Here is a 13,801-nt window from a genome sequence, read left to right as displayed (position 1 = left end):
TGCGAGGGTCCACGCCCGAGTCCGGGAATGAGCCTTCAGTATCCACGCCGTTGATAACTTGTGTTCCATTATGGAACAGAGTCCTTGGCGCTATTCTCGCTCTAGACACCGCTGAGAGGTGTCTAATGCATCAGTTCATCGGCCTATTTGCCATCTTCGTCACGCTGGCCGGCGTGCTCCACACCTGGGGTGCGCCGCGCTGGGCGATCGCCGGCCTCTGCCTGATCGGTCTCCTCGGCGCGTCGGCCACGCTCGTCGGCATCCAACCCAAGGTGGCCCCGTCGCCGGTGTCCCAGGCGCAGTCGCTCAACGATGCGATGCAGCCCGTCTTCGAAGGCGTCTGGGACCCGCTGCGGCCCGGCCGGCTGCTGACGACGTCCCGGTAGCGTCTCCGGTCCGCGCGGCCTCCGCCGCGGGCCGCGGGTCCCGTCAGACAGCCCGCGCCAAAATCTAGAAGGTCGAGCGCGCCTCGATGCTGGAATAGTACCCGGAGCCCTGCACCCGATCCCGGACGTAGCCGGCGGCCACCGACATCTGGACGGGTCCGAAGCGGACGCCGGTCAGGTGGGCGCCGATCCGGTACTGGCGGAAGAAGTCGTCGCCGAGGAACAGCGCCTCGGGTCCGATATAGACGCCGTCGGCAAGCATGTAGCCGACGCGCAGGCGCGAGTAGTAGGCGTTGAATTTCGTCGAGTACGAGCCGTAGGCCGAGACCATGGTCCGGTCGGTCGGCGTCGCGTAGAAATTGCCCGCGACCTTCAGCCCGACGCCCGTACCGACGACCGGGTTGCCCGGATCGGGAATCGACAGCTGGTTGCTGCGGACGTTGAAGCCGATGAACCCTGCGAGGGCCGCGTCCTTCCAGACCCACTCGTAACCCGCCTGCAGGGCGCCTTCCTGCTGGTAGCCGGTGACCCGCGTCGCGACGGACCGGCCGGGATACGAGTAGGTGCCACCGATGGCGTCCACGCGGACCCGCAGGCCGTCCCGGGTGGGTGAGCCGTTCGGCGCGGCGGTCACCGTCACGGAGCCGAAGGCCGAGCTGTTCGACGTGACGCTGGTGGATCCGTCGACCGCGACGGCCCAGCTGTCGTCGACCGCCTGCTGCGAGGCGCCCGTGTACCAGTCGGCGCCGGCGCTGCGCGCCGGGAGGTCGGCGGCGGCGGCCTGCGTGGCGGAGGCCGCCGCGCAGGCGCACGAGAGGGCCAGAACGGTCGTGAACGGAGTGCGAAGACGTCGGGCAGCTGGTTCCGCAGTCCCGCCCATATTCGAAAGCTCCGTTAAGGTACGATTTACGCTTTAACCAACACTCGTCGACAATAGTTAACATCCACTTTTGGAATGACTGAGTTCCGATCAGGGCGTCGGCGCCGAGAGCGAGCGCGAGAACCGGGCGGGCGCTGAATCGGGCGGGATGCGCGGCGATCAGGCCGCGCGCGCGCGGACCGCGGCGTCGAGGACGACCTGGAGGTCCTCGTTGCGGAAAGGCTTGTCGATCCGCAGGAAGGCGTCGGCGGAGCGCGGCAGCTGGCCGTGCGGGCTGGCGAGGATGACCCGGATCTGCGGGTAGCGCTCGACCACGGTGGCGGCGAGCTGGAGACCCGCCATCACCGGCATCGATTGATCGACGATCATCGCGTCGAAGGCGGCGTCGCGGGCGAGGATCTCGAGGGCGTGCGCCCCGGAGGCGGCCTGGACCACCGCGTGGCCGAGATCGGCGAGCACCTCTGCGACGCTGGCCCGCACGAGGCCGTCGCTCTCCACGAGCAGGATCTTCAGCCCCGCCGCGCGGATCGGAGGGAGCGTGGCGACAGCCGGGGGCGCGGCGGGCAGCCAGAACTCGGCCAGGAACGGCTCGGCGCCGGTCCCGTCGCGGATCAGGCGCCAGTGGCCGCCGGTCTCGGTCACGAGCGCCGCGGCGGCCGCGAGGGTCGGGCCTGCTGCCGTCGGCAGCGGCGCTGCCTCGGGTCGGCGACCGCTGCTGACGAGCACGCGCACGTAGGCCGCAACTTCCGCCGCGGCGCCCATGTCCTCGGGGGTGCCCTCGACGGCCGCGATGGCGAAGCCGGCGAGGCCGGCGTCGCGAATATGGAAGGCCAGGTTGAGGAGCAGCAGCTCCAGCACGCGCTCGCTGCACAGGACGGGCGGCAACCCGGCGGGGATGCGGTTGAGGACCGGCATCTCGCCAAGGGCGTTCGCGGCCAGGAACGGCAGGTAGCCCTCGAAGGTGGTGGCGAGGTCGGTCTCGGCTAGGGTGATGCCGGTCTCGTCGCCGCGCACGAGGTGCAGCATCCGGCGGGTGAGCGCCGCGCCCCGGCGCGCGCCGGCCGTCGCCCGCCCGACCAGCCGTTCCTGGTCGTCCCCGAGGGTGTGGCGCCGCGCCAGCAGCGTGAGATTCGTCAGGACGACGGTCAGGACGTCGTTGAACTCGTGGACGATGCCGTCGGTCACCCGCCGCAGGACGAGATTGCGACGCGGCTCGACGGGCTGCGGCAGGGTCGCCCCCTCGCCGCCCGGCAGCTTCCGCATCAGGGCGAAGAGCCGCCGGTCGCCCCTGGCGTCGGCGAGGCACAGCAGCCTCACCTGGACCTGCTGCTCCGGCCAGTCGCGGAGGTGCAGAGTCACGTCGTGCGGGCCGTCGGCCGCGAGGGCGGCGTCGCGCGCCCGGTCGAGCACGGGCCGGTCCTCGGCGACGAAGCAGGCGGCGAACGGGGCGGCGACGGGGGCCCCGTCTTCGCCGGCCGCGCTCCGCGAATCCAAGAGGGTCCGGCCGGTGTCCGGATCGATCTCGCAGCAGGCCCAGCCGGAGACCGCCTCGAAGGTGGTCAGCCGCGCCTTGAGGCGCGCGACCTCGGACCCGGCGCCGGCCATCTGCAGCCCGGTACTGCGGCGATGCCCCGCGAAGACGTCCGAGAGCGCCGCGAACTCGCCGATCCACGTGCGGGGCGCTTCGGTCTCGTCGGCGGTCTCGCCTTCGCCCCTCAGGAGGCGGCGCAGCGGTCGCGTCAGCCGCTCTCCCGCGACGAATCCGAGCGCCGCCGCGCAGAGGACCAGGGCGAGCCCGACGCCCAGCATCCGCCAGTCCGGTGACGCGGCGAGCGCCGCGCCGGAGGGCACGGCCTGCGCCGTCACCAGCCATCCCGGCGAGCCGATCTCGGCCGCGAGACGCATCGGCGTCGTGGCCGAGACGGCCGTCGTCCGGAACGGGCTCGGGGCCCCCGACAGGACCCGGCTGTCCGGGGTGGCGACGAGGAAGCCGAGGGTGTCGGGCAGCGCCGCGGCGCGCCGCACCTCCTCCTCGACCTTGGTGAGATAGCTCGGGTCGGCGTCGAGGCGCAGCAGGCCGTCCTGACCGCGCTCGCCCAGCGCCACGGCGGTCCCGAACGGCGAGTCGGCCTCCGCCCCGTCGCTGACCACGATGACCCCGGCCGCGCGGCCGCGCAGGAACCACGTCTGCCGCGCGACGCTGCTGCCGACGCGGCGCTCGTCCCGGGCCGCCAGCACGGTACCGTCGGGCGCGACGAGGATGGCGTCTCGGTAGACCGGGTTGAGGTCGAGCCACCCGCGCAGGCGCGCGGCGCGCTGGTCGGCGGAGAGCAGGCCCTCGTCGTCGCGGAGCATCAGGGCGGCGCTGCGCGCATCGACCACGGTCTGCCGCAGCCGCGCCGTGAGGGCGGCGACGTAGGCGCGCGAGGCCGAACCGACCATCTCCTGCGGGGACGCCGCGGGTCCGGGCCGCGCGGCCGGGACGACGATCAGGACGGCGGCCGCGAACCCCGCCGCCGCGGCGATCGCCACCTGCAGAGCGTTGAGCAATCCGAGGGAGATCTGCAGCGGCTTCGCGGTCATCCGTACGCCCGGGGGTCGGTCCCGAGCGAGGCGCGATTTTCGTTAAGGGTCGATTAAGGCCCGCGGCGCAACCCGGCCGTACGCCCCGACGCGGGCGCGATTCCCCGGGCGGGTCGTTCCGACTATCCGTGGCGCTCCGCGTCGCCTGCGCCGCACCGAAGCCGGTTATAGCGAAGCTTTAGAACGAAATATTAATGTATTCGGCGCAACGGCGCGTCCCGGTCTCGTTCTCGCAGCCCGATCGACTTCGCCACGCCGGGCATCATCTGGGTTGCCCACATTCCTAAGTTAACCGTAATTTCCGGCCAAGTGGAGTGGGCTGGATATTGCGAATGGGTTTGTTCATTGACCATCGTCGCTGTACAAACCCGGCGGTAGAGCCGTTGCACCTCGATCCGAGGGATTTTTGGCCCGGGAGGCTGTAGCGTGAGGCAGGCGTTGCGTTGGCTGGCCTGGGTTGGGGCGACAGTCGCCAGCCTCGCCCTGCTCAGCCAGCCGGTCGGGACGCAGGCCCAGCTCGCCATGAGCCTCGCCGCCATGGCGGTGATGATCGTGCTGTGGGCCGTGCTCGACGGGCCGCGCACGCGGTTCGTCTTCATGGCGCTCGGCAGCCTCGTGGTGCTGCGCTACATCCTGTGGCGGCTCACCAACACGCTGCCCTCGCCGGGCGACCCGGTCAGCTTCGGCTCCGGCCTGATCCTGCTGGTGGCCGAGCTCTACTGCGTCTTCATCCTGTTCGTCAGCCTGATCATCAACGCGGACCCGCTGCGGCGCGACCCGCCGCCGGCTGCCCCGGCCGCCGACCTGCCCACGGTCGACGTGTTCGTCCCGAGCTACAACGAGGATGCCGCGATCCTCGCCATGACCCTGGCGGCGGCGCGACAGCTGAACTACCCGCCCGAGAAGCTCACGGTGTGGTTGCTCGACGACGGCGGTACCGACCAGAAGTGCAGCGATGCCGACCCGGCCAAGGCCGCGGCGGCGCGCGCCCGTCGGGGCGAGCTGCAAGCGCTCTGCGACGAGCTCGGCGCCCGCTACCTCACCCGCGCCCGGAACGAGCACGCGAAGGCGGGCAACCTCAACAACGGTCTCGCCCATGCCCGGGGGGACCTCGTGGCGGTGCTGGACGCCGACCACGTCCCGTTCCGCTCGTTCCTGACCGAGACCGTCGGCTATTTCGCGCAGGATCCGCGCCTGTTCCTCGTGCAGACGCCGCACGCGTTCCTCAACCCCGACCCGGTCGAGCGCAATCTGCGGACCTTCGAGCGCATGCCCTCGGAGAACGAGATGTTCTACGCGGTCACGCAGCGCGGCCTCGACAAGTGGAACGGCTCGTTCTTCTGCGGCTCGGCGGCCCTTCTGCGTCGCACCGCCCTCGACGAGGCCGGCGGCTTCTCGGGCATCACCATCACGGAGGATTGCGAGACCGCCTTCGAGCTGCACTCGCGCAACTGGAACAGCGCCTACGTCGACAAGCCGCTGATCGCCGGCCTGCAGCCCGACACACTGGCGGACTTCATCGGCCAGCGCTCCCGCTGGTGCCAGGGGATGTTCCAGATCCTGCTGCTGAAGAACCCGGCCTTCCAGAAGGGCCTCAAGCCCATCCAGAAGATCGCCTACCTCTCCAGCATGACCTTCTGGTTCTTCCCGATCCCGCGGCTGATCTTCATGTTCGCGCCGCTGCTGCACATCTTCTTCGACCTGAAGATCTTCGTGGCCAGCGTGGACGAGTCGATCGCCTATACGCTGACCTACATCATCATCAACTTGATGATCCAGAACTACATCTACGGCAAATTCCGCTGGCCGTTCGTGTCGGAGCTCTACGAGTACATCCAGGGCGTCTACCTGGCCAAGGCGATCGTCTCGGTCATCGCGTCGCCCCGCAAGCCGACCTTCAACGTCACCAACAAGGGTGCGACCCTCGACCACGACCACATCTCGTCGCTCGCCCTTCCGTTCTTCCTGATCTACCTGCTCCTGATGCTCGGCTGCGCCGTCGCGGCATGGCGCTACCTGTACGAGCCCGGCGTGACCAACCTCATGCTGGTGGTCGGGCTGTGGAACTTCTTCAACCTGCTCACCGCGGGCGCGTCCCTCGGGGTCTGTGCCGAGCGGCGCCAGCTCGAGCGCACGCCCTCCCTGGCGATCGATCGCCGGGGCGTCCTCACGGTCGCCGGGCACAGCGTCGACGTCTCGATCGAGCGCGTCTCCGCCGAAGCCTGCACCCTGCGCCTCCTCGGCGGCGCCCTCGATCCGGGGCTCACGCGCCCGCCGCTGCGGGGGACGCTCAACGTCGAGCCGACGGCCGGCGCGCGCCGGACCGCGCCGCTGCCGGTGCACCTGGACCAAGCGACGCGCGACGGACAGGAACTCGTCATGCGGGTGAACTTCGGCACGCTGGCCATCCGCGACTACCCCGCGCTCGCGGGACTCATGTACGGGGACGCCGAGGCGATGCGGCGCTTCCAGCTGCGGCGGCGGCGGCACAAGGATATTCCCACCGGCACGCTGCAATTCGCGTGGTGGGGCTTGGTCGAGCCGTTCCGCGCGCTCCGCTATCTTCTCGCGAGCCGGCGCCCCAGGCCCGTCGAGATCGAGGAGGCGCCGATCTACGACGCACCGCACGACGCCGCGGCGCCGGTGCCGGCTCCGGTGCCGTCCGTCCCGGCACCGGCGGCCCCCGTTGCGGCGCCGTCGCTGCCCGCGACCGCTAAACCCACCGACATCGAGAGCGGGGACGACTGGGTCCGCTTGATGATGGATTACGAGAACGAGCGCACCCTGGCCGAGCTTCGCGGCCGGCGCACGAGCGCGGCGTGACGGCAATGGGTGCTCGGCTCCGCCTCCCCGTGCTGGGACTGCTGCTCGGTCTCGCGAGCGTTCCTGCCCTGGCCCAGAGCTTCCTGGGCTCGGGGCCGGCGGAACGGCTGACGGTCCCGCCGAGCGGCAACGCCCTGCGCGCGCCGTCCGAGGACGGGTCGGGCCCCGCACGCCGGCCGGACGCGTCGGCGACGGAGACGCGGCCGACCGCGCGCCCGTCCGAGCCGCCCCGGACCGCCGCGCCTCAGACGGTGCCGCGCGCGGCGATCCAGGCGACCATCGCGCCGGCGCGCCGGCTTCCGTCCGGCCCGCGCGGCTTCCGCCTGACCGGGGAAGAGGATTCCCTGCGCTACCCCGTCTACCTCACCGAGGCGCAGACGCGGGGACCGGCACGGCTGCGCCTCTCCTACCTGTCGGCGATCTCGGTGGCGCCGGAGAGTTCCGAACTCGCTGCCTTCGTCAACGGGACGAAGGTCGGCTGGACCCGCATCCAGGCGCCCGGTGCCGTGAAGGTGGTGGAGTTCGCCATCGGCGACGGCGTGCTGAAGCCCGGCTACAACGTTGTCACCTTCACCGCCAGCCAGCGCCACCGCGTCGACTGCTCGGTCGGCGCGACCTACGAATTGTGGACGCAGATCGATCCGTCGCGATCCGGCCTCGTGGTCCCGACGGCGACCGACATGGACGTCCGGTCCCTCGCCGCGGCGGAGCCGGACGAGAGCGGCGCCCTGCCGATCCAGGTCATTCTGAACGAGCGTCCGAACCTGGCCCGCCTGGAGCGGATGATCGAGGCGGTGCAGGCCCTCGCCCTCGTGGGGCGGGTCGCCCGTCCGACCGTGACCTTCGGCCCTCCCCTGCAGGGCCGGAACGGCATCAACCTCGTCGTCGGTACCGCCTCCGAGATCGCCGGCGTCGAGGGCGTTCCCGAGCTGGGCCCGATCACCGGTCCGCGCCTCGCCATCCTGCCGTCGCGGCCGAACACACCGCCGACCCTGGTGGTCACCGGGGCCCGCGACGAGGACGTCCGTCAGGCCATCACCAACCTCGCCGTGCCGGCCGACACCGGGACGCCGGGCGGGCTCAAGGCTGTCCAGCTCTTCCGCGGCTACATGGTGCACGGCGGCGAGAACCTGACGCTCGACCGCCTCGGCGTGACGTCCCGCGAGTTCTCTGGGCGCCTGCTCCATGTCGGCTTCGCCCTCCGCTTTCCCGGGGATTTCGTCCCGGCCGATTACGGCAAGGTGATGCTCCACCTGGCCGGGGCCTACGTGGCCGGGCTCTCCTCGGAGGCCCGCATCGTCATCGACATCAACGGGCGCAACGCGGCCAGCGTCCCGCTACCCGACGGGCGCGGCGAGGTGTTCGACGACAGCGCGATCCCCCTCCCCTTCAGCCTCTGGCGCCCGGGGGTGAACCACGTCGAGATCTCGGCGCAGCTGCCGAACGCCGCCGATCAGGTCTGTGACACCCTCAGCCCGGCGGCCAAGCAGGCGCGCTTCCTGTTCCTCGACCGCTCGCGGATCGAGATCCCGCATTTCGCCCGGGCGGCGCGCAGCCCCGACCTCGCGGCGATCAAGGGGGGCGCCGTACCGTTCGTCGTCCCGGGGCAGCGCGCGCGCCTCGTGCTGCCGACGCCCGACCGCGACAGCGCCGACGCGGCCGCGACGCTCGCCGCCCGACTGGCGATGGCGGCCGAGCGCGTCATCGATTTCGAGGTCGTGACCCAACAGCAGGTCGTGTCCGACACGAGCCAGCTCGTGGTCGCGCCCGCCCGCGCCCTCGACCCGGCGCTCCTGGAATCGGTCGGTTTCGATCCGCAGCAGGTCCAGCGGGTCTGGGAAGGCCGCGCCGACATGGTCGCCACCCCGGGTCAGTTCGGTCCCGAGGGCGTGCTCACCCTCGATCGCCTGCGCCGCAACCTGCCGATGCGCTGCGCCCTGCCGACGCTGATCCCGCAGGTGCGCCCGGCGCAGCCCGCCCCGGCCCAGCAGGCGCCGCAATCCCAGGGCCCGACGAGCGCCGGGGCCGCCCCGACGCCGCCGCCGGCCACCCCTCCGGGCTCCGCGTCGGACCGTGAACTCATCGACCGCTGGGAGGCGTCGACACGCGGCTCGCGCCAGATCTGGGCGGCCCTGGACAGCGTCTGGAACGAGATCACCGGCACGGTGCGGTCCCTGCGCCAGACGATCACGGCGCAGGTGAAGCCGGACGAGACGGTCGAGGTTCCGGCGACGGCCTCGCTGCTCATCGCCGAGGGACCCCCGGTCCAGGCGAGCAACACCGTGATCGTGACCGCGCCGAACGCGTCGCTGCTGAAGGCGTCCGTCTCCTGCCTCGTCGACCCGGTGGTCTGGGCGAGGCTCGGCGGCAGCGCCGCCTTCCTCGACGCGTCGAACGGCACGCTGGTGACGTCCCGGCCCGAGCGGATCGAGATCGTCGAGACGCAGCCGCGATCTCTGCCGAACCTGCGCCTCGTGTCCGCGGCCTGGCTGTCGATCAACACGGAATACTACGTGGGCATGACCCTCGCGATGGCTCTCTGCCTCGGCCTGGCCACCACGAGCCTCGTGCGCAACGTCGGCAGGAAGAATCCATGAGCCGCCGCGCCCGCACCCCCCTCGCCGCAGCTTTCCTCGCCGCGGCGATCCTGCCCGCGGCGGCGGCCTCGCCCCAGGACGAGCCCGCCGTGCCTCCGAGTACCGCGCAGCCGGGCACGCAGCCCGCGCAGGCGCCCCGGACCGCGACCCAGGGGCTCGCCGGCAAGCTCGGCAACGACGCCGCGTGGCGGGCCTACCGCGCGCGGTTCATCACCGACCAGGGGCGCGTGGTCGACACCGCGAACGGTCAGATCAGCCACAGCGAGGGCCAGGGCTACGGCATGCTGCTCGCCGTGGCGGCCGGTGATCGGGTCAGCTTCGAGCGGATCTGGGGCTGGACCCGGGCCAACCTGATGGTCCGCGGCGACGAGCTGCTGGCGTGGCGCTGGTCACCCGACAAGCGTCCGGCGGTCAGCGACATGAACAACGCCACCGACGGCGACATCCTGATCGCCTGGGCGCTCACCGAGGCGGCCGAGGCCTGGAACGAGCCGAGCTACCGGACCGCCGCGCGCCGGATCGCCATCGAGTTCGGGCGCAAGACCATCCTGTTCCGGGACTCGCACGGGGCGCTGCTGCTCCCCGCGGTCTCGGGCTTCTCGGCCCGGGAGCGCCCGGACGGTCCGCTGATCAACCTCTCTTACTGGATCTTCCCCGCCTTCCCGCGCCTCGCCCTCGTCGCGCCGGAATACGACTGGGCGGCCCTGACGCGCAGCGGCCTCGCCCTGCTGCGGCAGTCGCGCTTCGGTCCGAGCAACCTGCCCACCGAGTGGATCTCCGCCAAGGAGGCGCCGCGTCCCGCGAACGGCTTCCCGCCGCTGTTCTCCTACAACGCCATCCGGATCCCGCTCTACCTCGTCTGGGCGGGGCTGGTGCGGCCCGACGACCTCGCGCCGTTCCAGGCCCTGTGGTCGGGCGCCGATCGGGAACGGCTGCCGATCGTCGACACCGGCGACGGGCGGAAGGTCGAGTGGCTCACCGAGGCCGGCTACATGGGGCTCCCGGCCCTGGTGGCCTGCGCCCTCGACGGGACGCCCTTCCCCGAGGATGCGCGCGGCGACATCGGCAACCAGAACTACTACCCGGCCACTCTGAGCCTCCTCGCCCTGACCGCGGCCCGCATGCGTTACCCGTCATGCCTGAAGTCCTGATCGGTCGTCCGCCGGCACGCCTCCGACCGGCCGCGCCCTGCCTCCTGATGCTGGTGCTCACCGCCGCGCCGGCCGCCGCGCAGGTCGACGCGCGACCCGGTCCCGCGCCGCAGGCTCCCGCCGCGCCGACACGGTCCGAGCCCCGCATCGTCTACGGCGACGGCCCGCGCGCCCCGGCGATCCTGGCCGACCCGGCCACGTCCCGCACGACCGACATGGTCGACGAGAGCGCGCTGCGCTACTACGCGGCCCAGAAGCAGACGACTCGGATGAAGGCCGAGATCGCCCGCCTGAAGCGGCTCTATCCCGGCTGGAACGAGCCGCCGGACCTCAACGCGCTGCAGCCGAGCCCGCCCGAAGAGGCGCCCCTGTGGGACCTCTTCACCGCGGGGCGGTTCGACGACCTGCGCGCGGCGATCGTGGCGCGCAGGTCGATCGACCCCGCGTGGCAGCCCTCCGAGGAGCTCGCGCGCAAGCTCCGCCGGGCCGAGTTCCGGTCCCGGATCACGGCGCTCACCGGCAAGGACGCCGAGGCGATCATCGACCTCTACCGCGCCGATTCCGGCGCCCTCGATCCGCTCGACGTCCAGAGCATCTGGATGGTCGCCGACGCCCTGGGCGATACCGGCTCGGGCGACGAGGCCTTCGAGCTCTACAAGTCGATCCTCGACGGCAACGCCGATTCCGGCGTGCGCCTCGCCACCATCCAGAAGGCGATGGCGCATCTGCGCATGGCGCAGGCGGAGCGCCTGATCGAGATGGGGCACCGGGGCGCGAACGGGGCGTCGGAATTCGACGCGATCCGCCTCGACATCACCCGTGCCCGGATCGCGGCCTTCCTGCACGAGGAGAGCGCCGAGACCCCGACCCCCGCCGATCTCGCGGCCTTCCAGGCCGTCGCCCGCAAGAGCGGCGATCCCACCCAGACGAGCCTCCTCGGCTGGTACGCCTACAAGCGCCGCCAGTTCCGGGAGGCGCTCGAATGGTTCAAGCAGGCGATCACCCGGGGCGGCGACGCGATGGTCGCCCACGGACTCGCTCTGACCCTGCGCCAGCTCGACATGGCGCGCGAGGCCGAGGAGGTCGCCTACGCGTGGCGCGACAAGTTCGTGGGCAACGAGCTGCTCTACATCGACATCTTGGAGCAGAAGCTGACGCTGCCCCGCCCGCCCGCGATCGAGCCCGCGCGCATCGCCCGCTACGCCCAGGTCGTGACGGCCTCCACCTCGGGCGAAGGCGCCCAGGGGCTGGCGTGGTACGCCTACAATTCCTGCCAGTTCGACACGGCGCTGGAGTGGTTCCAGCGGGCCGTCGCCTGGATGCCGAGCGAGGGGACCGTCTTCGGCTACGCCCTCACGCTGCAGCGCCTGAAGCGGCAGCGTCCGTACCTCGAGGTCGTGAACCGCTACGACGGCCTTTTCGCGAAGGTGGTCGACCTGCTGTTCCGCGAGAATGCCGGCGGGTCGCCGCTGCCCTGCGACCCCGTGCCCGCCGCCGCCGGGCCCGCACCCGGGCGGCACGCCGCGCCCGCGGCGCGGGTCGAGACGCCGCCGATCAACCGGGTGCCGCGGCCGGACCTGCCGCCGGCTGGCGCGGACGCCAAGCCCCTCGCCGTACAGCGCAACGAGTTTCCCCTGGCGGTCTCCATGGAGAACGCGCTCCGCTACCCGCCGCCGGGGCTCGTGCGGGTCCTGGCCGAACCCGTTCCCGCGGGGAACTACGCCCGCGAGCCCGCGACCCCGGCGCCGCCCCTGGTGGCCCGGCGCGTGCCCGGCGCGGGCCCGATGCCTTATGAGCGGTTCGGCTACGCCCTGCTCCCGGACTATCGCGGCGTCGACAAGCCCGAGTTCCTGTCGCCGCCCGCCGCCGGGACCCTGTGGCAGGACCAGCAGGCCGAGCGCGGGCGACCCGAGAATTCCGAGGCGAAGCGGTTCCAGCTGCCCGCGCGCTCGGCCTACGACACCTCCGCCACGACCGAGCGGACCACCCCGTGAGGCGCGCGGCGATCCGTACGGCCCGGCTCTGCGCCCTGGCGTGTCTCCTGCTGCCCGCCGTCGCGCGGGCGCAGACGGTCCCGGTCCTGACCCTGCCCGGCGCCGGGACGCTGACCGCGGTGATCGAGACGCGCGAGCGCGACGGGTTCGACCAGCGGCTGCGCTATGCCGGCGGCGACGGTCGCAACCACGCCGAGATCGCCCTGCGCCGGGAGACCGCCGACCTGCTCCTCGCCTTCCCGCCGCGGCTGGCCAAGCCCAGCGAGTTCGGGATCGCGGGGGAGATCGCCGTCCGGTTTCCCGGGCAGGCGATGACGGTGCGGCCGCCGCTGCGGAACGCCTACGGCCCGGTGGGCATCGCGCTCGGCGCCGACTGCCTCTACGCGTGGCAGTGGATCGAGGGCGGACGCGGCGCCGCGTCCGCCGGCGGGCAGCCGCCCGCTCTGTTCCAGGCGGAGCCGCTCGCGCGCCGCGCGATCTCCCTGCGGATCCGGCTGTGCCGCACCGCCGAGGCCAGCCTCGGCGACCTCGTGCGGGCGGTGGAGGGCCTCAGGATCGCCCTGCCCGGCATCCGCCCCCCGCCGGTTGTCGCGCGCATCCCGCCGCGTCGGGTCGCGCCGCGGGCCGCCGTCCGCCGCCCGAGCCGGCCGGCCGCGGCCGAGGCACGCCGAGACAAGGTTCCGCCGGTGCGGACGCCGGCCGCGTCACCGCCGCAGGTGCCCGTGGCGCCACCCGCGGCGCCGCCCGTCGCGCCGCCGGCACCGTCCCCGAGCGCCGGGGCGCCGGATCAGAAGCGCTACATCGTGCCGCCGACCCCCCAGACCCCCGCACCGGTGCTGCCGGAGCCGGGCGGCCAGCGCTACATCACCGAGGGGAGCGGCAGCGGGATCGCACCGAAGCCGGCGCCGGGGCAGGCCCCCGGCGAGACCTTCTTCCGCGACCTGCCGCCGGAGGCCTATCGGCCGCCGAACTGAGTTCAGGTCCGGGCGCCCGCCTCGGATCTGAGCCGTCAGAGCACGAAACGCCCGAGCTCGTTCGCCGGGAAGGTTCGGAAGCGCCGGTATCCGCCCTGCACGGCCTGGGCGAGGGACGCGACGCCCGCGAGATCGCCCGCCTCGGCCCTGCGGGAATCCGCTTCGGTCAGGACGAGGCCCACCGTGATCGAGACCGCGCTGATCGCGACCGGCACGGCGAGAACGTGTCGGCCGGTCAGCCCGTCGGAGGCGACCACGTCGACCGCGTAGAGGCTGAACAGGTAGGCGCGCTCCGCGATCAGCGTCCGCGCCTCCGCCAGGACGTAGCGAGGCTCCTCCCCCGGCAGCCGGCGATATCGGGAGATGTCCGGTGCCATCGCTCCCCCGAGCGGCGAGCCTTGGCGGATCCAGGC

9 protein-coding genes are annotated in these 13,801 nt (G+C 72.2%); 6 read left to right on the top strand and 3 right to left on the bottom strand.

What is annotated here, in order from left to right:
* Window positions 1-125: 125 nt before the first annotated feature.
* Window positions 126-386, top strand: a complete 261-nt coding sequence (locus BMY19_RS04910) for a hypothetical protein (RefSeq protein WP_091924487.1) — start codon at window positions 126-128, stop codon at window positions 384-386.
* Between the two features lie 64 nt (window positions 387-450).
* Here the strand turns inward: BMY19_RS04910 and bcsS are convergent, their stop codons facing one another.
* Window positions 451-1,266, bottom strand: a complete 816-nt coding sequence (gene bcsS, locus BMY19_RS04905; protein ID WP_100251039.1) for a cellulose biosynthesis protein BcsS — start codon at window positions 1,264-1,266, stop codon at window positions 451-453.
* A 159-nt stretch (window positions 1,267-1,425) separates the two neighbouring features.
* Window positions 1,426-3,849 carry a response regulator gene (locus BMY19_RS04900; RefSeq protein ID WP_100251038.1) on the bottom strand — a complete coding sequence of 808 codons (2,424 nt, stop codon included), beginning with the start codon at window positions 3,847-3,849 and terminating at the stop codon, window positions 1,426-1,428.
* Window positions 3,850-4,275: 426 nt separating this feature from the next.
* Here BMY19_RS04900 and bcsA point away from each other — a divergent pair, with 426 nt between their 5' ends.
* The 5 genes from bcsA to bcsN are packed head-to-tail and all read left to right on the top strand — an operon-like array spanning window position 4,276 to window position 13,388.
* Window positions 4,276-6,672: a UDP-forming cellulose synthase catalytic subunit gene (gene bcsA / locus BMY19_RS04895; protein ID WP_170862907.1), complete on the top strand. Its 2,397-nt coding sequence runs from the start codon at window positions 4,276-4,278 to the stop codon at window positions 6,670-6,672.
* Between the two features lie 5 nt (window positions 6,673-6,677).
* Window positions 6,678-9,269, top strand: coding sequence for a cellulose biosynthesis cyclic di-GMP-binding regulatory protein BcsB (locus tag BMY19_RS04890; protein WP_100251036.1), 2,592 nt, complete (start codon window positions 6,678-6,680; stop codon window positions 9,267-9,269).
* Window positions 9,266-10,420 (top strand): family 8 glycosyl hydrolase, encoded by a 1,155-nt coding sequence (locus BMY19_RS04885; RefSeq protein WP_100251035.1) that lies wholly within the window; start codon window positions 9,266-9,268, stop codon window positions 10,418-10,420. Before BMY19_RS04890 ends, BMY19_RS04885 begins: the two co-directional genes overlap by 4 nt.
* The gene (locus BMY19_RS04880) at window positions 10,405-12,414 is read left to right on the top strand and encodes a hypothetical protein (protein ID WP_100251034.1); all 2,010 of its coding nucleotides are present in this window, start codon (window positions 10,405-10,407) and stop codon (window positions 12,412-12,414) included. Before BMY19_RS04885 ends, BMY19_RS04880 begins: the two co-directional genes overlap by 16 nt.
* Window positions 12,411-13,388 (top strand): cellulose biosynthesis protein BcsN, encoded by a 978-nt coding sequence (gene bcsN / locus BMY19_RS04875; protein ID WP_100251033.1) that lies wholly within the window; start codon window positions 12,411-12,413, stop codon window positions 13,386-13,388. The genes BMY19_RS04880 and bcsN overlap by 4 nt, the downstream gene beginning before the upstream one ends.
* A gap of 35 nt (window positions 13,389-13,423) precedes the next feature.
* Here bcsN and BMY19_RS04870 read toward each other — a convergent pair whose 3' ends face one another.
* On the bottom strand, window positions 13,424-13,765 hold the full coding sequence (locus BMY19_RS04870) for a hypothetical protein (RefSeq protein ID WP_082557710.1): 342 nt from the start codon (window positions 13,763-13,765) through the stop codon (window positions 13,424-13,426).
* Window positions 13,766-13,801: the final 36 nt, after the last annotated feature.

It is taken from the genome of Methylobacterium sp. UNC300MFChir4.1 (genome assembly GCF_900110155.1).
In the GTDB taxonomy this organism is placed as follows: domain Bacteria; phylum Pseudomonadota; class Alphaproteobacteria; order Rhizobiales; family Beijerinckiaceae; genus Methylobacterium.
The sequence above is the reverse complement of the archived record's forward strand: the minus strand, read 5'-3'. Positions and strand labels throughout refer to the sequence as shown.

What these genes read in the sequence shown, in the direction of transcription:
- BMY19_RS04910 (WP_091924487.1), top strand. Translation starts at nt 126, where the DNA reads ATGCATCAGTTCATCGGCCTATTTGCCATCTTCGTCACGCTGGCCGGC.
- bcsS (WP_100251039.1), bottom strand. Translation starts at nt 1,266, where the DNA reads ATGGGCGGGACTGCGGAACCAGCTGCCCGACGTCTTCGCACTCCGTTC.
- BMY19_RS04900 (WP_100251038.1), bottom strand. Translation starts at nt 3,849, where the DNA reads ATGACCGCGAAGCCGCTGCAGATCTCCCTCGGATTGCTCAACGCTCTG.
- BMY19_RS04890 (WP_100251036.1), top strand. Translation starts at nt 6,678, where the DNA reads ATGGGTGCTCGGCTCCGCCTCCCCGTGCTGGGACTGCTGCTCGGTCTC.
- BMY19_RS04885 (WP_100251035.1), top strand. Translation starts at nt 9,266, where the DNA reads ATGAGCCGCCGCGCCCGCACCCCCCTCGCCGCAGCTTTCCTCGCCGCG.
- BMY19_RS04880 (WP_100251034.1), top strand. Translation starts at nt 10,405, where the DNA reads ATGCCTGAAGTCCTGATCGGTCGTCCGCCGGCACGCCTCCGACCGGCC.
- BMY19_RS04870 (WP_082557710.1), bottom strand. Translation starts at nt 13,765, where the DNA reads ATGGCACCGGACATCTCCCGATATCGCCGGCTGCCGGGGGAGGAGCCT.